The sequence below is a fragment of the Agrobacterium sp. S7/73 genome, assembly GCF_019355535.1.
In the GTDB taxonomy this organism is placed as follows: domain Bacteria; phylum Pseudomonadota; class Alphaproteobacteria; order Rhizobiales; family Rhizobiaceae; genus Agrobacterium; species Agrobacterium tumefaciens.
Map to the genome: position 1 here is coordinate 2,026,560 of NZ_CP072136.1, position 21,421 is coordinate 2,047,980.

At 61.3% G+C, this 21,421-nt stretch carries 25 protein-coding genes; 7 read left to right on the forward strand and 18 right to left on the reverse strand.

All coding sequences use genetic code 11. The annotated features are described in order from the left end of the window. Window positions 1-70: 70 nt before the first annotated feature. From J5276_RS10005 to J5276_RS10020, 4 genes are all read right to left on the reverse strand, one after another. Window positions 71-652, reverse strand: coding sequence for a phage tail tape measure protein (locus J5276_RS10005; protein WP_112155267.1), 582 nt, complete (start codon window positions 650-652; stop codon window positions 71-73). A gap of 97 nt (window positions 653-749) precedes the next feature. Next, window positions 750-971: a rcc01693 family protein gene (locus tag J5276_RS10010; protein ID WP_013635743.1), complete on the reverse strand. Its 222-nt coding sequence runs from the start codon at window positions 969-971 to the stop codon at window positions 750-752. Further along, a complete protein-coding gene (locus J5276_RS10015) occupies window positions 968-1,324 on the reverse strand; it encodes a gene transfer agent family protein (RefSeq protein WP_111783216.1) in 357 nt (118 codons plus the stop codon). The genes J5276_RS10010 and J5276_RS10015 overlap by 4 nt, the downstream gene beginning before the upstream one ends. Beyond that, a complete protein-coding gene (locus J5276_RS10020) occupies window positions 1,324-1,731 on the reverse strand; it encodes a phage major tail protein, TP901-1 family (RefSeq protein ID WP_065704925.1) in 408 nt (135 codons plus the stop codon). The genes J5276_RS10015 and J5276_RS10020 overlap by 1 nt, the downstream gene beginning before the upstream one ends. Before the next feature lie 107 nt (window positions 1,732-1,838). Here J5276_RS10020 and J5276_RS10025 point away from each other — a divergent pair, with 107 nt between their 5' ends. Next, on the forward strand, window positions 1,839-3,038 hold the full coding sequence (locus J5276_RS10025; protein ID WP_162632929.1) for an MFS transporter: 1,200 nt from the start codon (window positions 1,839-1,841) through the stop codon (window positions 3,036-3,038). A 7-nt stretch (window positions 3,039-3,045) separates the two neighbouring features. Here the strand turns inward: J5276_RS10025 and J5276_RS10030 are convergent, their stop codons facing one another. From J5276_RS10030 to J5276_RS10080, 11 genes are all read right to left on the reverse strand, one after another. After that, window positions 3,046-3,441, reverse strand: a complete 396-nt coding sequence (locus J5276_RS10030) for a DUF3168 domain-containing protein (protein WP_112155266.1) — start codon at window positions 3,439-3,441, stop codon at window positions 3,046-3,048. Continuing rightward, window positions 3,438-3,773, reverse strand: coding sequence for a phage head closure protein (locus tag J5276_RS10035; protein WP_112155265.1), 336 nt, complete (start codon window positions 3,771-3,773; stop codon window positions 3,438-3,440). Before J5276_RS10035 ends, J5276_RS10030 begins: the two co-directional genes overlap by 4 nt. Window positions 3,774-3,776: 3 nt before the next feature. Then, complete coding sequence (locus J5276_RS10040) at window positions 3,777-4,346, reverse strand: head-tail connector protein (protein WP_013635737.1); 570 nt, start codon at window positions 4,344-4,346, stop codon at window positions 3,777-3,779. 112 nt (window positions 4,347-4,458) lie between these two features. Then, entirely contained in the window at window positions 4,459-5,727 is a 1,269-nt protein-coding gene (locus tag J5276_RS10045; protein WP_112155264.1) for a phage major capsid protein, read from the reverse strand. A gap of 37 nt (window positions 5,728-5,764) precedes the next feature. After that, window positions 5,765-6,355: an HK97 family phage prohead protease gene (locus J5276_RS10050; RefSeq protein WP_112155263.1), complete on the reverse strand. Its 591-nt coding sequence runs from the start codon at window positions 6,353-6,355 to the stop codon at window positions 5,765-5,767. A 40-nt stretch (window positions 6,356-6,395) separates the two neighbouring features. Further along, window positions 6,396-6,716, reverse strand: a complete 321-nt coding sequence (locus J5276_RS10055; RefSeq protein WP_003512100.1) for a DUF6107 family protein — start codon at window positions 6,714-6,716, stop codon at window positions 6,396-6,398. A 187-nt stretch (window positions 6,717-6,903) separates the two neighbouring features. Beyond that, window positions 6,904-8,070, reverse strand: a complete 1,167-nt coding sequence (locus tag J5276_RS10060) for a phage portal protein (protein ID WP_112155261.1) — start codon at window positions 8,068-8,070, stop codon at window positions 6,904-6,906. 185 nt (window positions 8,071-8,255) lie between these two features. Next, on the reverse strand, window positions 8,256-8,579 hold the full coding sequence (locus tag J5276_RS10065; protein WP_003512096.1) for a Dabb family protein: 324 nt from the start codon (window positions 8,577-8,579) through the stop codon (window positions 8,256-8,258). Window positions 8,580-8,622: 43 nt separating this feature from the next. Continuing rightward, on the reverse strand, window positions 8,623-9,261 hold the full coding sequence (locus J5276_RS10070) for a hypothetical protein (protein ID WP_112155308.1): 639 nt from the start codon (window positions 9,259-9,261) through the stop codon (window positions 8,623-8,625). 450 nt (window positions 9,262-9,711) lie between these two features. Beyond that, the gene (locus J5276_RS10075; protein WP_162632930.1) at window positions 9,712-10,971 is read right to left on the reverse strand and encodes a DNA-packaging protein; all 1,260 of its coding nucleotides are present in this window, start codon (window positions 10,969-10,971) and stop codon (window positions 9,712-9,714) included. Beyond that, on the reverse strand, window positions 10,968-11,495 hold the full coding sequence (locus tag J5276_RS10080; RefSeq protein ID WP_112155260.1) for a hypothetical protein: 528 nt from the start codon (window positions 11,493-11,495) through the stop codon (window positions 10,968-10,970). The genes J5276_RS10075 and J5276_RS10080 overlap by 4 nt, the downstream gene beginning before the upstream one ends. Before the next feature lie 253 nt (window positions 11,496-11,748). Between J5276_RS10080 and J5276_RS10085 the strand changes: the two genes are divergently transcribed. Further along, window positions 11,749-13,389, forward strand: coding sequence for an alpha/beta-hydrolase family protein (locus J5276_RS10085; RefSeq protein WP_065704941.1), 1,641 nt, complete (start codon window positions 11,749-11,751; stop codon window positions 13,387-13,389). A 26-nt stretch (window positions 13,390-13,415) separates the two neighbouring features. Here the strand turns inward: J5276_RS10085 and J5276_RS10090 are convergent, their stop codons facing one another. Next, window positions 13,416-14,255 carry an SDR family oxidoreductase gene (locus tag J5276_RS10090; RefSeq protein ID WP_112155259.1) on the reverse strand — a complete coding sequence of 280 codons (840 nt, stop codon included), beginning with the start codon at window positions 14,253-14,255 and terminating at the stop codon, window positions 13,416-13,418. Window positions 14,256-14,398: 143 nt separating this feature from the next. Between J5276_RS10090 and J5276_RS10095 the strand changes: the two genes are divergently transcribed. Continuing rightward, the gene (locus J5276_RS10095; protein ID WP_065704945.1) at window positions 14,399-14,770 is read left to right on the forward strand and encodes a helix-turn-helix domain-containing protein; all 372 of its coding nucleotides are present in this window, start codon (window positions 14,399-14,401) and stop codon (window positions 14,768-14,770) included. 104 nt (window positions 14,771-14,874) lie between these two features. Here the strand turns inward: J5276_RS10095 and J5276_RS10100 are convergent, their stop codons facing one another. After that, complete coding sequence (locus tag J5276_RS10100; protein WP_003512084.1) at window positions 14,875-15,306, reverse strand: Lrp/AsnC family transcriptional regulator; 432 nt, start codon at window positions 15,304-15,306, stop codon at window positions 14,875-14,877. Between the two features lie 147 nt (window positions 15,307-15,453). Here J5276_RS10100 and J5276_RS10105 point away from each other — a divergent pair, with 147 nt between their 5' ends. After that, the gene (locus J5276_RS10105; RefSeq protein WP_003512083.1) at window positions 15,454-16,554 is read left to right on the forward strand and encodes a saccharopine dehydrogenase family protein; all 1,101 of its coding nucleotides are present in this window, start codon (window positions 15,454-15,456) and stop codon (window positions 16,552-16,554) included. 137 nt (window positions 16,555-16,691) lie between these two features. Here the strand turns inward: J5276_RS10105 and J5276_RS10110 are convergent, their stop codons facing one another. After that, window positions 16,692-18,152: a YdiU family protein gene (locus J5276_RS10110; RefSeq protein ID WP_112155306.1), complete on the reverse strand. Its 1,461-nt coding sequence runs from the start codon at window positions 18,150-18,152 to the stop codon at window positions 16,692-16,694. A 177-nt stretch (window positions 18,153-18,329) separates the two neighbouring features. Between J5276_RS10110 and J5276_RS10115 the strand changes: the two genes are divergently transcribed. The 3 genes from J5276_RS10115 to J5276_RS10125 all read left to right on the forward strand — a co-directional run bounded on the left by J5276_RS10115 (window position 18,330) and on the right by J5276_RS10125 (window position 21,413). Further along, the gene (locus J5276_RS10115) at window positions 18,330-19,400 is read left to right on the forward strand and encodes a sensor histidine kinase (RefSeq protein ID WP_233283638.1); all 1,071 of its coding nucleotides are present in this window, start codon (window positions 18,330-18,332) and stop codon (window positions 19,398-19,400) included. 63 nt (window positions 19,401-19,463) lie between these two features. Beyond that, window positions 19,464-21,182 (forward strand): glycoside hydrolase family 32 protein, encoded by a 1,719-nt coding sequence (locus tag J5276_RS10120; protein ID WP_112155257.1) that lies wholly within the window; start codon window positions 19,464-19,466, stop codon window positions 21,180-21,182. A gap of 57 nt (window positions 21,183-21,239) precedes the next feature. Further along, entirely contained in the window at window positions 21,240-21,413 is a 174-nt protein-coding gene (locus J5276_RS10125) for a hypothetical protein (protein ID WP_003512077.1), read from the forward strand. Window positions 21,414-21,421 lie beyond the last annotated feature (8 nt).

The window sequence follows — 21,421 nt, forward strand, 5'->3', positions numbered from 1 at the left end:
TTTGATAGTCTGGGAAAGATGGAAGGATCACGCTCGACACAGAGGTCTTGCAGGGAGGAGGTCCAATCCGTCACAGGCCGCGCTGGCCACGCCCGACGCTGCGCGCCAGCATGGCGGCGATCTGGCCTTCACTTTTTCTGAAGCTCGCCGCGTCCGTCGCCGTCACATTGAAAACGATCTGCGCGCCGCCGCCACCCGCCGGTGCGGCAACACCGAGCGCCCCATCCGAACCACGCTTCAGCGGCAGGATCGCCTCGGCACCCGCTTCGCCCATCAGGCCAAGCCCGCCGCCCATCGGGAAGAAGGCCGGGCTTGCGACCACACCGCCATCGGCAAAGGGCGTGATACTGCGTCCCGGCACCCCGCCATCGGCAAAGGCAAACAGCGAACCGCCGCCATTCAAAAGCCCGCCCACGGCATTGCCGATCATGTTCTCAAGCGGCTTCAGCCCGGCGGAAAGCGCAATGCCGGAGAGCCGTTCGCCAAGCCCGCGCAACACTTCATCCAACCCCTTGCCGCCCGTCGCCGCAGCCTGCATGGCAGAAGTCAACGCCGCCCCGAACCGCTCGGAACGCCGTTCGAGATCACCCATCACCTCCGAGAGCGCTTCCGCTTCCTCGCGACTGTCCACAATCGATCCTTCGCCTGCCATCACGCTTGCCTTTCTGATTCAAAACGGAACCGTAGATGTTTGAATTGCCTGGTCGTTTTCACGAAAGATGCACGTCCCCCAAAATAGCAAACCACACTCACCCATCCGGAAACCGCCGCATCATCGCATCCATCGCCGGGCGGTCGAGGGTGTGGAAAGCGGGGCGGATGCCGCCGGTCATGGCAAAGAATTCCCTTGGCGTCAGCCGCCAGAAGGTTTCGGAGGAAAGCCGCAGCAGGTGGAAACCGGTGTGTATTACCGCCTCCCAGGGAAAAGGACGCGGCGTCAGATCGCCCACCTCACCTGCTGCGGCACTCAAGGGTCCGGCGGTGTGCCCCTCGAACCGGCAAAGGTGGCTGTCAGGAGATCGGCGACGATGGCGGCGTGGCCGGCAACGCCGCCTTCCACCGTGGCTGCGGCCACGTCCTCATCGGAAAACACGTTGCCCGCGCCGCGCAGACCTGCGCCGATCACCCGTATCATATCGGTCGCCTTCATACGTCCGGCTGCGAAACGTTCGGCGAGCGCGGTGAGATCATCGGCCTGAAAAGCGGTTTCGAGTTCGGCGAGAGCGCCGAGCGTCAGGCAAAGAACGCGCCTTTCGCCATCGATCAGCGCCTCGATCTCGCCGCGATGGCGGTTCGCCCGCCCGTAACGTAACCCTTGCGGCATCACAGTGCTCCGAAATTGAGGAAACCGGCCGATTCCAGCGCAGTCTCGAATTGCACTTCGCCATCGTGGCGACCGGAATATTCGAGCGCGACGATCTGGAACGGCCCGGTGATCGTGCCAAAGTCAGGAATGACGATCTGCCAGCCCGGAATGGAGCCGGCGAAAAATGCGCCACGCACCAGTGCATCGCTTGCCTGATCCTTGAAGATGCCCGACGCCGTCAGCGATGCCCGCTGCACGCCGGCGCCGGCCAGAAGCTCGCGCCAGCGCCCGGCGCTTTCGCCGTCGGTAATATCGACCGCCTGCGCGTTGAAGGCCAGACGCTTGGTTCTGAGCCCCGCCACGGTTACATAGGAGCCGGCGTTGTTGAACTTCAGCAGCAGGTCCTTGCCCTTGTGCGCCACCATGGTGTTCTCCCTCTCGTTTCGATTGATGTCGTCTCGTTTGATGTTGCCGGGTCGCAACTGGCCTGCTACCAAAAGCATTCCCGCATCTCGCACCCGCGATTTTCATCATGTCTGATGCCACCCCCTTCACGTCTCGCGCGCGCCTTATCGGCGTGCTTGCGGTTGGGCAGGTCGTCAGCTGGGGCACCGGTTTCGACATGCTGGCCATACTGGGGCCACGCATCGGACAGGAACTGGCCATCGCAAACGAGGTCGTTTTTGCCGGTCTCACCGTCATGATGACGATCAGCGCGCTCTGCGGCCCGCTTCTGGGAAGAACGCTCGTGCGCCGTGGTGCCGCCCCTGTTCTTGTGGCGGGTTCGTTGCTCTTCACGGCGGGTTTTGTCGTGCTCGCCTTTGCGGGCGGCGTGATCAGCTACGTCCTCGGCTGGATCGTGATGGGTCTGGCCGCGACCTGCGGCCTGACGACGGCGGCCCATACGGCTGTGGTGGAACGTGTCGGCGCGGAAAGTGGCCGGTCGCTGACGCTTCTGATGGTGTTTACCGGGCTTTCGGCAGCGGTTTTCCTGCCCGTCACCACCGTCGCAGATCAGCACCTGGGCTGGCGCGGCACCCTTTTGGTATATGCCTGTCTGCAGATATTCGTGCTTCTGCCACTCTATGTTTTTGTCCTTCCCGGACGAAGGACGAGCAATACTCCAGGCACTTCGAAAGGCGCTGCTGTCTCGACATCGCCTGTCGATACGCGGCGCGCCTTTCTGCTTCTGGCGGCAATGACGACGCTTAGCGCCTTCACAGCCTTTGGCTTTTCGCCGCTCCTGCCTCTGCTGCTGGTCCATGCCGGCGCATCGCAATCGCTCGCCGTGCAACTGGCAGCCGTGCGCAGCGTGCTTGCGATCATGGCGCGCGGGCTGGATTTTCTGCTTGGAAAACACGGCAATCCCTTCGTCACCTGCATGATCGGCTTAGGTATGCTGCTCGCATCCTTCGTGCTGTTGCTCGTATTTGCCCCGGCCATGCCCGCTTTCATCGGTTTCATCATTTTCTTCGGCTTTGGCGCGGGCGTGCTCACCGTCAGTCGCGCGGTGTTGCCGCTCGCAGTATTTTCACCGGAACAATATGGCCTTCAGGCTGCGCGTATCTCCCTGCCGCAGAACCTTGCCATTGCCGTGGCGCCCGTCATTTTCACGCTGGCGCTGGATCGCGGCGGGGTGGCGGCCATGCTCACCATCGCCGCCGTGCTGATCAGCATTTCGTTTCTGCTGCTGATCGTGCTCTGGCGCACCGTGCGCAAACAGAATTCCTGAACCGACCCTATTCCGTTACCGCCCTGAAACGCATTTCTGCGAGGAAGTTCCGTGTCTTCGGCTCGCGCCGCGAACGGCTCGAGAGAAGCTGCAGATTGACGAGCGAGATACCGACAAGCGTAAGGGCGGCATCGTCGAGCAGGGTTTTCACCCGCCCGGCAATCTCACCCGCGCACCTGCGGCCATTGGCATCGCTCCAGATGTCCAGCGACAGAAAATGTTCTTCGGCCTTTTCCGTCGCCGTCGAGTAATCGCGGCTTTCAAGTTCGCCGATAACGATCAAGGGCAGGACGGCGCGCGGCAAAAGCCGGTCGACGATGCCGCCGGGGATAAGCGCCATCAGAGCAGCGTCGCCGGAAAGTTTTGCGAAAATCGCCTGTAGAAGCACATTTGCGGCACTCACGGGCTTTCCTCCTCACAGCGGCAGACGATGAAACGGCGGGTCTCGTCCGGATCCATCACGGCCCGGATCGCCAGAATGCGCCGTCCCTTGCGAAAGCGCATGCCGGCGGCAATGTCGCTGCGCCAGACCAGCCAGACGCGGTGGGTGATTGTTACGCCCTCAGCCGAGGCCCGCTCATGCGAGGCATTCGAAACAGGTTCGATGGCAGCCCAGAGCGTACGCAGGAAACTCCAGCTTTCCACGGCCCCACCCTGCCCGTCCGTTACCTCGCTGCGCACCTCAAGCTCCAACCGCGCCGTAAGCTTGCCGGGGTCGAGAAAAACGAGGTTCATGGCTCAGAGCCCCACACGGCAGAACGGCGACACCAGCCGCTCGTAACCGGCCGGAACCGCTGCGGGTTGATTTTCCAGAGCAACGGCTCCGCGGAAGGCGAACATCTGGGCCACATGCATCAGCATGGCGCGTTTCAGCGTATCGGGCACATCGGTTCCCGCCTCACCGTAACCGGCAATGAAGTCGATCTCGATGCCGTTCATCACCCGTCCGGGGGCTGGCGGGTCGCGCAGCCACAGCCGCGCCGGGCGCGCCTCGCCGTCAAGCAATCTGTCGGCGGCTGTGATGTCGGCCGCGCGCCCTTGACCGTCAAAAACCAGAATCGTTTCGATGGTTTGCACCGGTCCCTTACCAATCAGAATCATGCCACTCGGCGGCCACCGGTCGAGATAGAGCCGCCAGGTCTGGCGTATCAGGCAAAGTCCCGTCGTACGTTCCAGATGCTCGCGGGCGGTACGGATCAGCGCAGCCAGCAGCGCATCCTCGTCGCCGCCGTCGAGACGCAAATGCGCCTTCACCTCGGCAAGCGTCAGCGGCTCCGCCTGTGGCGGATGAATGAGGGCATAGGTCATGGGGTCTCCGGATATGGGACAGAAAGAATTCCGGCCGAAAGCGTTTGGCGAAAATGTAGCATCCGCACGCCGTCACCCCCGACTTGGTCCGGGGTGACGGGGAAGATTGTGGTCAATTCACCCCGAACTTCACCAGCTTGATCGCCTCGAAGTTCTGCACGCCGCCGCCCACGCGCTTGGTGGTGTAGAACAGCACATAGGGTTTTGCCGAATAGGGATCGCGCAGGATGCGCACGCCGGTGCGGTCCACCACGAGGTAACCGGCGCGGAAATCACCGAAAGCGATGGCGAAGCTGTTTGCCGCGACATTCGGCATGTCTTCGGCCTCCATCACGGGAAAGCCCATCAGCGAGGCGGGCTGCCCGGCGGCAGCGGGCGGATGCCAGAGATAGGCGCCGCTGGTATCCTTGAAGCGGCGCAGCGCCCCTTGCGTCTTGCGGTTCATCACGAAGTTGCCGTTCTGGCGGTGGCCTGCCTTCAGTCCATAGACGGCATCCAGCAGCACATCCATTGGCCCCGCGGAGGCGAAGCCACCCGCAACACCGGTGGCGACATAACCGATATTGCCCCAGCTCCAGCTGTCATTGGCGACGGCCGTATAGGAGAGGAAACCCTTCGGTTTGTTGGTGCCGTCGCCGGCGATGAACGCCGCTGCCTCCTGTTCGGCAAAGGCAATGTCCACTTCCGAGGCGATCCAGGCCTCGATATCCACGGCCGCATCATCCAGCAACCCCTGTGTTGCGGCAGGCATGGCGTAGAGTTCCATGGTCGGGAAGGAAAGTTCGGAGAGCTTCGGTGTTGTCGTCTCGGGGCGAGCCGCCGTTTCAGAAACCCAGCCGGTGGCAAATCCGCCCGGCGAAAACGGCTTCTTCAGCACGGCAGTGGAAACCTGCCGCACGGTCGCCAGCGACCGGATCGGTGAAATCGCCGTCATGCGGCGGCCGATCTCGCCATCCGTTTCGGTGGGCAGCAGATAACCACCATCGACGCCTGTCGATCCGGCAAAGGCCTTGGCCTCCAGATCGCGCAGCGCGCCCTCCTCACCCCGGCGGATATAGGCCTCGAAGGCGGCCTTGTGCTCATCCGTATCGAGGGAATGCGCCTGCTTGCGGCCGAGCGCCGGGCGCGCTTTCTTGAGCGCCAGATCGTCCATGATCTTGCGGTTGTCATCGAGCGCCTTGTCGATGCGGTCGAGCTTGTCGCAGGTCACGACGTCGGACCCCATCTTGCGTTCGATATCGGAAAGCCGCTGGTCGTTGGTGTCGCGGAAGGCCTCGAAGGCCTCCATGAACTCGTCGAAGGCCGCCGTCATCGTATCGGGCACGGCCTTCACCTGCGGCGCAACCGTCATTGCGGCCGGTTTTGTCATCTGGTCTGTCATGTCGCCATCCTTGTTTTCGGAAGTGTTTGGGAGGAAGTCAGCGTTTGAAGGCTGTGTCGAAAAGCGAACGCGCCGCGCGGCGCATGGTGCGCACCAGCTCGGTTTCGCGGTCGCGGAAGAAGCGGGCGTGTTTGACATCCGATACCCGCGCGGACGGCAGCATCGGAAAGGTCACCACAGAGATTTCCCAGAGATCGGCCTCCAGAATGCGCCTGACGCCAGAGCGTGCCGCCTTGCCGGAGCGCCCCTCCTTGCTGAAACGTACCGTGCGAAAACCGATCGAAAGCCCGTCCAGCGCGCCTGTCTTCATCAGCGAATGGACCTCGCGCGAACGGGCGACGCCGGGGGCGAGAACACCTTCCACGTAAAGCCCGCGCTCATCCTCGCGGATGGTACGCCATGCGCCGATCGGCTCGGCCGGATCGTGCTGGTAGAGCATCCGGATACCGCCCGCACCGCGTTCCTTGATGGAGCGGCGGAAAGCGCCGCGCTCGATCACGTCGCGGCCGAGATCGACCTCGCCGAAGACGCTGGCATAACCGGAAAACGTGCCGTCGCCAGCTATGCCGCGCAGTTCCAGATTGGCGAATTTGCGCGTGGCGGGGCGCGGCCCGCGATAGACGTGCATGGGAAACTCCTACGATGTGAAAAGGGGTGCCGCGTCGAGGCTAAGCGCGCGGACGGGCGTTGTAGCGGTCGGCCACGCGCACCAGCAGGCCAAGCCCCCACCAGGCCACCATGCTGGCAGCGGCGGAGCCCGCCACCATGATTTCCCGGCCGGAAAGCGCGCCGGCAATCTCGAGTTGCTGCACGATCCACAGGCCCACGGGGCCGCCGAAGATCATGCCGCAGGAGACGCCGGTCACGAAACGGCTCGCCGCCTCGCGTTTGCTTTTCGGCAGGAGGTAGACGAGCGACACACCCGCGCCTGCGACGGCACCGGTGATGCGGGCGGCCCAGATGCCGCCTTCATTGGCGAATTCAGACATGGGTAATCATTCCGGTTTAGGATGTGAAAAATCGGACAGACGCGCCGCGTCGCCCGCAGGTCGGGTGTGCAGTTTCAAAATGCCATTTCGCGAGTCTTCAGAATCGCTTGAACGGCGAACCTCACAAAACGATTCCGCTGGTTCAGAAATTGGTCGAAGACGCAGCCCGGTGGCTCAAGCACGGTGGCTAATACCCCACCGCCTCCCGCTTTTCCTCGTCGGTCAAAAACGACGCTGCGCCGATCCTTGTCCACAGAGCGTCCCGCTCACCGGCAAGACCGGCGATCCTGTCAAGATCCGGTTCCAGCCGCAGCCCGGAGCCGAAAATCGGCGATAGCCAGCCGCAGAGCCGTGCCGCCGTGCGGTTGACGAGCGGCAGCACGGTGAGCCGATAAAAAGCGCGGTTTGCCTCCTGGTAATTGGCATAGGTATTGTCACCGGGAATGCCGATCAGCATCGGCGGCACGCCAAGTGCAAGCGCGATGTCGCGTGCCGCACCGTTGCGTGCTTCCAGAAAATCCATATCGCGCGGCGAAAGCCCCATGGCCTTCCAGTCGAGACCGCCTTCCAGAAGAAGCGGCCGGCCTGCATTCATCGCGCCCTGATAACCTTCCTCCAGCTCGCGCTTCAGCCGCTCATATTGCTCGGTCGAGAGATTGCCACCCTCCTTTGGCTGATAGACCAGTGCACCGGAAGGGCGAGCGGAATTGTCGAGCAGACGTTTGTTCCACTGGCTTGCGGCATTGTGCAGATCGAGAGCCGCGCCCGCCGAAGCAAGTGGCGCGAACCCGGCCCGATCGTCCAGTGGATGAAAAAGCTTCAGGTGCAGCAGCCCCAGCCCGTCACGTTCAGAGGCAATGCGCCTGATGGCGCGGCCCTCGGCACGATAATCGTAACCCACGGGCCAGCCATCCTCGCCTTCGATGATGCTCACCCTGTCCGGCCGCAGAAGATGCAGCTCGCGCAGTCGTTCGCCGACCACTAGCGGCTCGATATAGGCGTTGCCAGCCAACATCAGATGGCCATACAGCGTCTCGAAAAAGTCCGGCCCGCCCATATGCGCGCTGGGCTTGCCTAGAAGTGCGAGCAGCGGATGATCGCCGATCTCCTCATCGCCATCGTAAAGCAGCCAGCTCACTGATGCGGAGGCTTCTGCCACCATGCGGGCGGCGCGGTGCGCTACCGGGTTTTTCATGAAGCCCTCGCGGGCGAGCGCGGCATAGGAGCGGCCGGACCAGAATGCCTGCCCACCCTGCGCCGCAACCGCCATGAAGCCGCCCGCCGCTGTCTTGCGTTCAGGCACGGCTCTGCCATCCGCCGGGCGCCGCCACGGCAGGGAAAACGGAAATCGCATGGAATTGTCCTTGTTTTAATGCGGGCTCAGTTTCCCGCCAGGCACTCATCCCTGTGCTCGTCACAGGGATTCAGCCAGCCCAAGTCTTTGGACTGAAAGCACTCTTTCGCCGCGCAGACGCGCGTCGGCTGGCTTCGTGTGACAAGCACAGGAATGAGGATCGAGGGCCCGAGTCTTGACGAAACTTACCGGATTGGCGCTTTCACTGCCGTATCGCTGTTGAAATCAGCGGCAACCCGCGTCTCGCGCAGCGGCTTCACCGTACGCGTCGAAAGATCATAAGCGGGGTCGGCTTTGTAGGCCGCGAGCGCCGCCTCGTTTTCGAACTCGCCATAGACGATGAAATCGACCGAATTGCCCCATTGGTCCTTCTTCACATTCTCACCGATTTCGAGCTTCAGCGAATGCGGTATGGCGGTGAGGCCGGAGAGCCCCTTGCGCACGGCGTCGCGGTTTTCCTCGGGAACGGTGAAAAAAACGATATGGCGGATCACGGTGTCACCTGTCATGCAAAATTCGAATATGGCCCTTGCGGCGCTTGCTAACGGGTTATCATCTGGCCCGCGCCGGTTCAATCCGCGCCGCCAAAAGGGCGCGATGAAATGCCCGGCCGTAGTCCCCGACAAGCCGCGCCCGGTCGCGGCCATTGATGATGGCGCGCGCGCCCTCCCAATCCTCACGCTTGCCCTCGAAGACATCGGCAAGCTTCCGGCCGGTAAAGCTGCCGGATACCATGCCGTGGATCAGGATCGCGGTTGCCACATCCGGTTCCATGGCGCGCTCGGGACGCTCCAGAAGGTCCACACCGGTCAGCTGCGACATGGCCTCGTAATTGCGGCGATGCGTCAGTTGCACGAAACCGCGCCCGAGCCAGCTTTTGCCGTGGGCGTCTGGCCGCCAATAGGGTTTGCGCACCATGGGCAGCCTGCCTGCCGCAAAGGCCCGGTCCAGCCTTGCGATCGCCTCGGCATCGTTTGCCGCCAATGTCTCGCGCACCGGCTGCATGGTCGCAGCCGTCTCGTGAAAAGTGGTGGCCAGCATGTAGGCGAGCCAGCGGGGATCACCGCCCGGCAGGGCCTTGCCGAAGCCGGCCAGGATCGTCTTCGTCCCGTCAAGCTGTGCAGCTCGCAGGCGACCACCGTAGATGGAAATTCGCACCGACGCGAAGAATCGCGCCTCGTCATAGGCCACAGCCGGCTCCTGAAAATCGTGGGCGATATCACCCTTTGTTTTTTCCACATGACGGCCGTCAGAACTAAATCGATTTGAAAAAATCCTAATCGATTTTAATCCGCTGACCGGGGTTTTGAGGTAAAAAATTCCTTGAGTTGCGGAACCTTAGCGCGCTAACTCCATTCACCGCGCACTTCCGCAGCGTTGACCATTCAAGGAGGAATGCCACCATGACAGCGACAATCCCCCAGACCGTTTATGACCGGCTTGAAAACGAGTGGCGCCAGATGCGCGAAACCGGTTCTCAGCCGAAACCCGCGCAGTCTCCGAAGAAGTAGCATCTGCCAGACGTCCGATTTTGGGCGTTGACGGCGACCCGGATTTCTTCTCCCCGCCGGGGAGAAGAACCAATATGCGTCGGCTAGATAGGCAATTGGCTCTCATTCATGGGGCCAATTAGCGCCGATATCACATTCCGCGCACCCTCGGCTCACTCGCAACACTCGTCGTCAACGCCGTTATTGCCCAGACCAGCGCATCCAGCCGGTCGGGCGAGCGTCCGGATGAAAGACCGTCGGGTCCGAAATCCGCCATCTGGTCGGTTAGTTTTTCAAACCGTGCGGCGTGGCTTACCCTGCCCTGTTCGTACAGTGCCGCCACTGGCTCGGCGCGGGTGAACTTGCCCCGACTTGCCCGCACCAGGGTCAGCGGCAGATTGGCGTCTATGCTCTGCAACATTGCCCGCACCATCTCGCCGCCCTGATTGACTTCCGCCACCACCCGGTCCGCCTCATGACGGCGAACGGCAGCGACAACGGCCCGCGCCCAGCCGCCCGGTGTTTCACCTTCCACCGAACAATCCGCAAGCACGACCAACTTGCCTGATATGCCAAGCCCGGCCGCCACGATGCCGCAGCAGGAATTTTCACCGATACCGGCGGGCGGGTCTACCGCCACCACGATCCGCGCCAGCGGCTCATGGTCGGTTTCCACAATCGCTTCCAGATCGGCACGTTTCCACAGCGCGCCTTCGCGCTCATCAATCAGTTCGCCGCCGATTTCCTGACGCCCCAGCCGCGTGCCGCCGTAACGGTCGTGCATGGCTTTCAGGAAACCCGGTGAGAGATTTTGCGCATTCATCGCCGTCGGCATTTTGGCCACCCGGCTCGAAGGGTCGGCGAGAAGCGCCTTCAGGAGCGGAATGGGCCGTGGCGTCGTCGTCACCAATTGCCGTGGGGCCTCACCCAGACGCAGGCCAAATTGCAGCATGTCCCAGGTTTCCTGCGGATATTTCCATTTTCCAAGTTCATCGGCCCAAGCCATGTGAAATTGCGGGCCGCGCAGGCTTTCTGGGTCTTTCGAGGAAAACACCTGCGCCATGGCCCCGTTTGGCCAAATGAGCCGGCGGCGTGATACCTCGAAGGCGGGGCGGCAACGGCGAGCGATACGGCAGATGCCGGAAATGCCGTCGATCATCACCTCACGGGCATCCCCCAGGGTTTCCGCAACAAGCGCGATGCGCAAATCAGATTGCTTGCCGGCGGACGCAATCCTGTGCACCCATTCGGCCCCGGCGCGCGTCTTGCCGGATCCGCGCCCGCCGATCAGAAGCCACGTCCGCCAGTCACCCTCAGGCGGCTGTTGCGGCAGGTTACCGATGAAACGCCAGTCGCGCAGAAGGGTGAAGACCTGCTTTTGCAGTTGGGGTTCGCTCGAAACATCCGTCATGTGTCAGCTTCTGTAGATGGACTACGAGCCAGATCGGCCTCCAGCCTCGCGCGGCATTTCTGTTCTGCCAGTTCGTCGATGCGTTTGAGAAAATGCGCCACCGCCATTTCGTAATCTTCGGTATCGGCTTCGTCCTCGCCGGCAAGAGCCTGCCTCTCTTCTGCCAGCACCCGTTGCAGGGCATCGATCCGTTCCAGTGTGCGCACAATCAGCGAAAGCTGATCCGTTGCGGCCTTCACGTCGGCGCGCGCCTGTTTGCCCGAGGCATCCTCCACCGTTGATAAAAATGCCGCTTCGCTTGTCTGCCGCAGGTTGCGGTACATGCAGAACTGTTCGCGCATCTCCACCGTCAGCTCGTTCAGCAATTGCCGCAGATTGCCATTGCGCGCCGCATCTTCGGCAGCCAGCTTGTCGGCCCGCGATTTTATCTCGGGTGCGGCCTCCAGCCTGCCCTCGCCGCCATAGGCGCAGCTTTCCTGCCAGACGCCGTGGAGCGCCAGATCGCAATTGCGGATATTTGCCATGAGGTGGACCTGCGAGAGAAATGACGTGTCGCGGAAAAAGCATCGGCTAAACCGACCTTTGCCGCTCAGCCGCAAATCTCCGACTGTGACCTAAACCTATCAAACCACCGTCACGCTGTAAAGGATTATTTTCCTATAATTGTGATTTTTATCCTGCTAACAGGGTTTGCACCCTCGCCCACCGCATACTACACTCGTGCCAGACGGCGGGAAAAAGGGGCAAGTCAAGTTGTTGAAACAATGGGTTGGGCGGTTGTTTGCGGGTCTTTCGGCAACCGGCATCGTCTTTGGCACTATTCTGTTCTGCGCTTCGCTCACGCCGTCTCTTCTGCCGCGCACATGGCTGATGCAGGGTGTGCTGTGCGGATTTTCCTTTGCCATCGGTTATCTGATCGGCGTGGCGCTCACCGCCATATGGACCTATCTGGAATTGCCCCACCCCTCGCGCCATAACCGGCGCAGCATCCGCTTTCTCATCGCCCTTGCCAGCGCGATAACGGCGATCGCGTTTCTTTGGCAGGCGAAAGACTGGCAGAATTCCATCCGTATCCTGATGGAGCTCGATCCGTTGCCCAGCGCCCACCCCACCAAGACCGGCGGCGTTTCGGTGCTGGTCTCCGCCCTCCTCATCGGCGCTGGACGGCTTTTCCAGCTCATCCGGCGATTCTTCTCGGTGCGCAGCCGTCACTTCCTGCCGCGCCGGCTCGCCAATGTGCTCGGTATAGCCGCCGCCATCGTGCTGTCATGGATGCTGCTGAACGGTCTGATCTTCGATATCGGCCTGAAGTTTGCCGATTCCTCGCTGAAACAGGTGGATGCGCTGATCGAGCCGGATGTACCGCGCCCTTCCGATGCGCTCAAAACCGGCAGCAGCGCTTCCCTGATGACATGGGAATCGCTTGGCCGCAGAGGCCGCGAATTCGTGGCCGGCGGGCCGGAGGCACAGGAGATTTCCGCCTTCACCCACCGCCCGGCCAGGGAACCGCTCAGGGTCTATGCAGGCCTGAATTCTGCGGCAACGCCCGAGGAAAGGGCAGCACTTGCGCTGGAAGAGCTGAAGCGGGTTGGCGGGTTCGAGCGCAAGGTGTTGCTGGTCGTCATTCCCACCGGCACCGGCTGGATCGATCCGGAAGCGCTTGATACGGTCGAATATCTGCATGACGGCGATATCGCCAGCGTTGCCGTGCAATATTCCTATCTTTCCAGCTGGATCGCGCTTCTGACCGAACCAGATTACGGTGTGGAAACGGCGCGCGCGCTGTTTCAGGCCGTCTACGGTTACTGGACCACCCTGCCGAAGGAGACGCGCCCGAAACTCTATCTGCACGGGCTGAGCCTCGGTTCGCTGAACTCGCAGAAATCATCCGATCTTTACGACGTGCTCTCGGACCCGTTCCAGGGTGCGCTGTGGAGCGGTCCGCCCTTTTCCAGCCCCACATGGCGCATGGCCACCAATGGGCGCGTGGCGGGTACGCCGGAATGGCTGCCGCGTTTCCGCGATTCCTCGGTCATCCGCTTCGCCAACCAATATACCACTGCGCATATGCCTGATGCGAAGTGGGGCCCGATGCGCATCGTCTATCTGCAATATGCCAGCGACCCGATCACCTTCTTCGAGGCCGCATCGCTTTACCGGCGACCGCAATGGATGGTTCATCACGGCCCTGACGTCTCCACATCCTTCCGCTGGTTCCCCGTCGTGACCCTGCTGCAGCTCGGTCTTGATGTTGCCGCCGCCACCACGGCGCCGATCGGTTACGGCCATGTCTACGCGCCGGAGCACTATATCGATGCGTGGATGGAGGTAACCGCACCGCAGGGCTGGAATGCGGATGATATCCAGCGGCTCAAGATGTTGTTCAAGGCCCGCCGCGGCTCCACCGATCCGGCGTGACGCGACGGGTGTGTCGTTTCTGAGCGTCAGTCCTTCAGCGCGGCCACATGGTCGGCCACATAGGTTTCCAGCGAGCGCGGTGCGTGGCCGGTCAAAGTCTCGACATCACCGGTGACCGCCGACGTCCAGCCTTCGCGCACCGGATAGAAGATCGACGCGAGGAAGGTGGCGTAATCCTTCGGAACGCCAGCGCCGGTCAGAATGCCGATGAAAACATCGTCCGAAACCGCGCTATAGCCGACCGGCTTGCCGATGGCCTGCGAGATGATCGCGGCCGCCTCGCCGTAACTCAAAGCCTTCGGCCCGGTCAGGTTGAACGCCTTATTGTCGAAATCCGTCGAGGTCAGCGCTGACGCTGCACTGTCGGCGATATCGCGCACGTCGATGAAGCTCGACTTGCCTTCGCCTGCCGGAACGGCGATCTGGCCGTGTTCGATGCCGGCCTTCCAGTAGGTGTGGAAATTATCGGCAAACCAGTTGGGGCGCAGAATGACGTAAGGCGCGCCGGAAGCGATGATCTTCAGTTCCACCTGGCGATAGGGAATGGAATCGTCGGCATCGACGCCGAAGACGCTGAGGAACACGATCTTCACATTGCGGCGGGCAGCTTCCTCGACAACCGGCGTCAGCGCGTCGATTGCATCCAGACGCCCGCCAGCCAGGATCAGAAACAGACGATCGACGCCATCGAAGGCATCCGTGTAGGTCGAGGCGTCGGTGTAATCGAAGCGCACCCCTTCCGCGCCTTCGGCTGCCTTGCCGGTGCGCGAGGCCGCTTTCACGCTTTCGCCCTTGGCCAGAAGCGCCTTTACCAGCGGCGTGCCGATGGTGCCGGTGGAACCGATTACGAGTATCTTGCCAGTCATCTCAAATCTCCGTAGTATCTAGTAGAAACCATGTTTCGAAAACATACGTACTGCGTATTCGAAATCAGGAAAAGAGAGCACTTTCCGGTTATCTGGTATCCTCAAGGAAACCGACCCGGGCTTTTCAGAGCGGGATGAGACCCATGGAACATGTCTATGACGTTTACGAGGATCGCTGCCCCACACGCATGGTGCTGGACAGGATCGCTGACAAATGGGCGCTGCTGATCCTCGACAAGCTGCGGGTGGACGCGGTGCGCTTCAACCTGCTGCGGCGGGAAATCAAGGGCATTTCGCAGAAGGTTCTGTCTCAGACGCTGAAAAAGCTCGAGCGCGACGGCCTGATTTCGCGGCAGGTCTTTCCGACGGTGCCGGTCACGGTCGAATATTCCCTGACGCCGCTCGGGCGCACGCTGACCGACACGGTTGCGGCACTGGCCCACTGGGCGGAGGGCAATATGGACGCGGTGCTGGCGGCGCAGAAGGCTTATGACGAGAGGGGTGGGTTAGGGTAAGGCAAGCCCCCACCTTCCTGATTTCTGTGCTTGTCAAAGGAATGAGGGGGGACGAGAGCATTGCGCGCACTCGTCCGCCTTTCGCCTGCCAAACCCTCCAACGCCTACCGCGAAATCCGCGTGGAAAGAATGATCGACGATAGCGTGCGTTCCACGCCGTCCAGCGCGCCGATCCTGTCGATCAACCGGTCAAGGTCGAGAATGGAAGGTGCTGCCAGAATGGCGATCAGGTCGAAAGTGCCGCTGACCGAATGCAGCGTTGTCACCTCCTTGATGGCAGTGAGCGCCGCCGTCACGCCGGGCAGCGCCTTTGGCCCGATGGTGATCAGCACATGGGCGCGCACCAGCCCGGAAAGATAGCTTTCCGAAAGTCTCAGGCCATAACCGGCGATCACCCCTTCGGCCTCGAGCCGCTCGATGCGAGCCTGCACGGTGGTGCGCGAAAGGCCGAGTTTGCGGGCCAGTTCCGCCACCGGCATGCGGGCGTTTTCGGAAAGCAGGGCGAGCAGCGCCCGGTCCTTGTCGGCAATCGTCATAATGACCAATCCTGTCGTCTAATTGTCCAATATTAACCCGCTATCCGCACATAGTGAAGCTGCGAATCGTCCAAAAAAGCTGGCATTCTGACTATGAAGCGCATCAGGTGCGCAGAGGCATATAAATTTACTGCGGGGAACAAAAACATGAAAAACATCGTCGTCATCGGCGCGGGCAATATCGGTTCAGCCATCGCCTGGATGCTGGCTGTCACCGGCGATTATCGCATCACGGTTGCCGATCGCTCGGCAGACCAGCTGACGAATGTGCCGGCGCATGAGCGTGTCGACACTGAAATCGTCGACATTGGCGACCGTCCGGCGCTGGAAGCGCTGTTGAAAGGCAAGTTCGCCGTGCTTTCCGCTGCCCCCTTCCACCTGACGGCGGGCATTGCGGAAGCTGCGGTTACAGTCGGCACGCATTATCTCGATCTGACTGAAGACGTCGAATCCACCCGCAAGGTCAAGGCACTGGCGGAAACGGCTGAGACCGCGCTCATTCCACAATGCGGCCTCGCCCCCGGTTTCATCTCCATCGTCGCCGCAGATCTTGCCGCCCGGTTCGACAAGCTGGACAGCGTGCGCATGCGTGTCGGCGCGCTGCCGCAATATCCGTCCAATGCGCTGAATTACAACCTCACCTGGAGCACGGACGGGCTGATCAACGAGTATATCGAACCCTGCGAAGCCATCGTCGAAGGCCGCCTCACCGCCGTTCCGGCGCTGGAAGAGCGCGAAGAGTTCTCGCTCGACGGCGTGACATATGAGGCCTTCAACACCTCGGGCGGCCTCGGCACGCTATGTGCGACGCTGGAAGGCAAGGTGCGGACGATGAATTACCGCACCATCCGTTATCCCGGCCATGTCGCGATCATGAAGGCGCTTTTGAACGACCTCAACCTGCGCAACCGCCGCGATGTGCTGAAGGACCTGTTCGAAAACGCCCTGCCCGGCACCATGCAGGACGTGGTCATTGTCTTCGTTACCGTCTGCGGCACCCGCAACGGCCGGTTCCTGCAGGAAACCTATGCCAACAAGGTCTATGCCGGCCCCGTTTCCGGCCGGATGATGAGCGCAATCCAGATCACCACCGCAGCCGGTATCTGCACCGTTCTCGACCTGCTTGCGGAAGGCGCCCTGCCGCAGAAGGGGTTTGTCCGGCAGGAAGAAGTGGCCCTGCCGAAATTCCTGGAAAACCGGTTTGGAAGATATTACGGCGCGCATGAGCCGCTGGCCCGGGTTGGGTGAGTTAAGGGGAGCAATCGGCCCCGACACTGTCATCCTCGGGCTTGTCCCGAGGATCTAACGTCTCACGAAATCGATAGGTAGCAGATGCTCGGGGCAGGCCCGAGCATGACGACGAGCGGCGGAATGCCTCTCCCAAATCACGTCCCGCAAAAGGTCCGAAACACCTTCTCATCGCTCATCGGCGGCTGCATGTAGACGAAATTGTCCGGCCGTTCCTCAAATGGCGTGGCAATCGCCGCCAGCATGGCGTGGAACGGTTCGAAATCGCCGTCTTCCACCGCCGCCTCGATCAGTTCCTCGATGCGGTGGTTGCGGGGAATGATGGCCGGGTTGACGGCGAGCATCGCCCGCGACCTCTCGGAGGCAGAAACTTCTTCCCGCCCGGCCCGCTCCCGCCAGCGCGCCAGCCATGCATCCGCCGCCGCGATATCGATGAACATGCCGCGAAACGGCTCGGCATCGCGCTCTACCGCGTGAGAAAGACGCCGGAAGGTCAGCGTATAATCGGCTTCCGATGCCTGCATCAGCGAAAGAAGCGCCTGCACCAGCTCGATATCGCCCTCCTCTTCGCCCGTCAGCCCAAGCTTTTCGCGCATGCCGGCAAGCCAGCGCTTGGGAAACGCGGCGGCGAAATCGGCGAGCACGGCGTTTGCGAGTTCGGCTGCTTTCTCCACTTGAGGGTCAAGCAGCGGCAACAGGCATTCCGCCAGCCTTGCAATGTTCCATTGGGCGATGCCCGGCTGATTGTTGAAGGCGTAGCGCCCCTGTGCGTCGATGGAGGAGAACACCTTGTTCGAATTGTATTCGTCAAGGAAGGCGCATGGACCGAAGTCTATCGTCTCGCCGGAGATCGCCATATTGTCGGTATTCATCACGCCGTGGATGAAGCCTACCATCATCCAGCGGGCGATGAGTTCGCACTGCCTCTGGGCGATGCCCTGCAACAGGGCGAGATAGGGATTGTCCGCGTTTTTCACTTCGGGATAGTGGCGGTCAATCACATAATCCGCGAGATTTCTGATCCCCTCATCATCCTCGCGCGCGGCGAAGAACTGGAAGGTGCCGACCCTGATATGGCTTGCCGCAACACGGGTGAAAACCCCGCCCGGCAGACCCACCTCGCGCTGCACCCTGTCACCGGACAGGACGGCGGCGAGCGCCCTTGTCGCGGGAATGCCAAGCGCGAACATTGCCTCGGAGACGATATATTCGCGTAGCACCGGGCCGAGTGCCGCGCGCCCGTCGCCCCTTCGCGAAAACGGCGTCGGACCGGAACCCTTCAGCTGGATATCCCGACGTTTGCCGTGTTTGTCGATGACTTCACCGAGAAGAATGGCACGACCATCGCCGAGCTGCGGCACGAAACCGCCGAACTGGTGGCCGGCATAGGCCATCGCCAGCGGCTCGGCCCCTTGCGGTACCACATTGCCGGAAAAGATCGCCGCCAGCCTGTCGTCGTCGAGGCCTGAGACGTCGAGAAGAAGCTCGTCTGCCAGCGCCCGATTGAAGGCGATGAGGCGTGGCGCCTTCACCGGCGTTGGCAAGACGGCGGCGCTGAACCTTTCCGGCAGGCGGGCATAGGAATTGTCGAATGTGATCACGGGTAAACTCCCTGCTTTTACCTGATATGGCCCTTTTTCCGCCCGGTTGCGAGGGGTGAATAGCCACAATTACGGGAAGCCGCAGCGGAGTTTGGAAAAATCAATTTGAACTACAGGTATATTTGAACATACAAACATCCAATGAATGAGCCGCAATGCAAGCAGGATAAATTCGTGCCAGAGTTCCCCTATGACGACAGTGAAATGGGCGAGGCCATCCGCCGCTTCGACTGGGCGTCGACAAGCACGGGGCCGATAGAGACATGGCCGGTATCACTCAAAACCACCGTGCAGATGATCCTCAAGCAAGGCCATGCAATCTGTCTGTTCTGGGGGCCTGACCTCAACATCGTCTACAACGACGCCTACCGCCCGTTTCTTGGGCTGAAGGAAGAGGGTGCGCTCGGCAAGCCGTTTCACATCATCTGGTCCGATGTCTGGAACGATGTGAAACCCTTCGTTGATCAGGCACTCTCCGGCAAGGGCACGTTCGCCGAGGACATGCATCTCGTCATGGACCGCAACGGCTACCCCGAAGACACCTACTGGACCTTTTCCTACAGCCCGCTTTACGACGACCAGGGCAAGATCGCAGGGCTGATAGACATAGCCGTCGACACGACCGGAGCGGTGCAGAGCCGCAGCCGGGAGGATCTTCTGCGGCGCGAACTCGTCCACCGGGTCAAGAATACGATGGCGATCACCACGGCGGTCGTCAGCGCCACCCTGCGCCATTCGCAGACGCTTGAGGATGCGCGCGACACCATCAAAAGACGTATCGCAGCACTCGGCAACGCCCAGAACCTCATTCATGCTTCGGGAAAGGGTGCCAGCATCTCCGCGCTTGTCCGCGAGTCCGTTTATCCGCATCTCGACGACAAGGCCCGCGTAACGATTTCCGGACCGGACATGGAAATCGCGCCGCAACAGGCGCTGGGCCTGTCTCTGGCCATTTATGAACTGGCCACCAACGCGATGAAATATGGCGCACTTTCTAACGAGAGCGGCAAAATCGAAATCTTTTGGACGCTGGACGAGGATGACCGCTTCGAACTGCGCTGGCGCGAGACGGACGGACCTGCGGTCAGGACGCCGACGCGTACGGGTTTCGGCTCGCGGCTGACCAACCAGATCGTTGCGGCTTACTTCTCCGGCGAAGGCCGCACCTTCTATCATCCAGACGGGCTGCTGTTCGAGCTGGATGGCAAATACGAGGCTGGCGACGGCGAAACCTCTGGCGGTTGAACTTTCTTTCGTCCCATTCGTTGCGTTTCCTGAACCAAAGTAGCCGCAACGAAAGGAACGGGAATGACCGTCGTTGAAGCCGTAGCCGCCGAGCCGGAAAGCGCAATCCGCATCCTGCACACCGATCTGCCTGTTAACGCCACTTTCCATGTATGGCTGAAGGCGAAAAAACCGGCGGAACCCGGCGCCGTCTCCTTTTCCAATGCGAATGGAAAATTCGCTGAGGTTTCAAGCCTCAACACGGAGGAGTTCGGATTTAGAATCTATCAGGTCTTCGGCGGCGGCCATGTGGAACTGAGCTACGATACTGTCACGACCGCCGTTTCCGTCATCTACTGGTTCACCGCCACCGACGTGCTGGAAACCGGCATAACCGTCGTCCATACCAAGCCGGACAATGCCGCACCGGAACTGCCTGACAGCTACCACTTCCGCCCGCCCTTCGGCTGGATGAACGATCCGAACGGCTTTGGCCGGTTCGAAGGACGGCCGCATCTGTTCTACCAGCATTATTCACACGGGCTGCGCTGGAACACCATGCATTGGGGCCACGCGGTTTCCTCCGATTACCTGCGCTGGAGGCATCTGCCGATCTTCCTCTTCCCTTCCGAGGACCTGACGACGCGGCCGGACAAGCGCGGCGGCGCTTATTCCGGCTCGACAATTCCTTTGGTCGAAGGTTCGGGCATCCGCGTGTTCTTCACCGAGCAGGTGCAGGATCGCATTCCCGAACAGCAGATCCAGCTCACCGCCACTTCTTCCGATCTCATCATGGCCGGACAGGCCGAAGTCATTCTCGGCCATCGCCCGGACGGACAGGGGCTGACGCCGGACTTCCGCGATCCTTACGTCTTTCGCGGCCCGGATGGACTTTGGAAAATGCTGCTCGGAAGTCAGAGCGACGGTGGCGGCGTCATCCTGCTTTACGAGACGCTGGACCCGACGGCGGCGTCAGGCTGGACCTATGTGGGCAAGCTTTGGGTGGAAACGCGCTACAAGACCACTGCCATTGAATGCCCCTGCCTTCTGCCGCTCGACGGCCCCGCCAATGCCAGATCCACGCGCTGGGTTCTGGTCTATGGGCTGATGCATTCCGAAGACCCTGAAACCGGCCGCAAGAACCTGACCATGGCCGATGTCGGCTGGTTCGACGGCAAGATTTTCACCAAGGAATTTGGGCAGGAGCTGGATTTCGGCACCGACAATTACGCCTTCCAGGCGTTTCTGGATGGCGACAGCATCATCGGCATCGGCTGGCTCGCCAATTGGGCGGATGCCAATCCGGAGATCGATTTCCCGACATCCATGACGCTGCCGCGCCGGATCCACTATTCGAACGGCGAGCTACTGACCCCGCCAATCGGCGCGGCGGAAAGCCTGCGAAGCCATATTGTCGATCGCACGCGGCTGGCGGCCGGGGAGCGCGTCACCTTCATCAACGGTGCGGTGGAGATGCTGATCGAGCTTGCTTCGCCCGGCGCACCGTTCGAGTTGGTGCTCGATCATCCCGTGGTCACACTGGGCCTCATCGCCGATGAAACGGGCCTGTGGATCCGCCACGAGGACGGGCGCGATGGCCCCTCGCCGCATTACATCGCCAGAGGGGCAAGGGCCTCGCACATCCGCGTCTTTCTGGACTACGGATCCATCGAAGTGTTCGCCAACCGGGGCCGGTATGTGGGCACAAAACGCATAGAGGGTTTCGAGCCCGTGCGTTCAGCGCTTCTCAAGGCAGCGCCGGGGGCTGTAGTGCACGCCACCAGCTGGGCGCTGCGTCCGTGAGGAACCTTTTGGCGGATCTGCTGTTGATAAGCAGCAACCGCTCAAAGGAGAAACGGCATGACAAAAATCAGCGATTCCCGCGATCCCATCCTGTTTCCGACAGAAGCCAACGAAAACAAGACCGAGAAAAAACGCGCGGGCAAGGGTGTCGTCATCATTATTGGCGCAGTCGCGATCATGGCTTTCGTGGTTTATCTGGCGGCGATCACCATCGCCACCACGCAGTCTTAACCGCACAC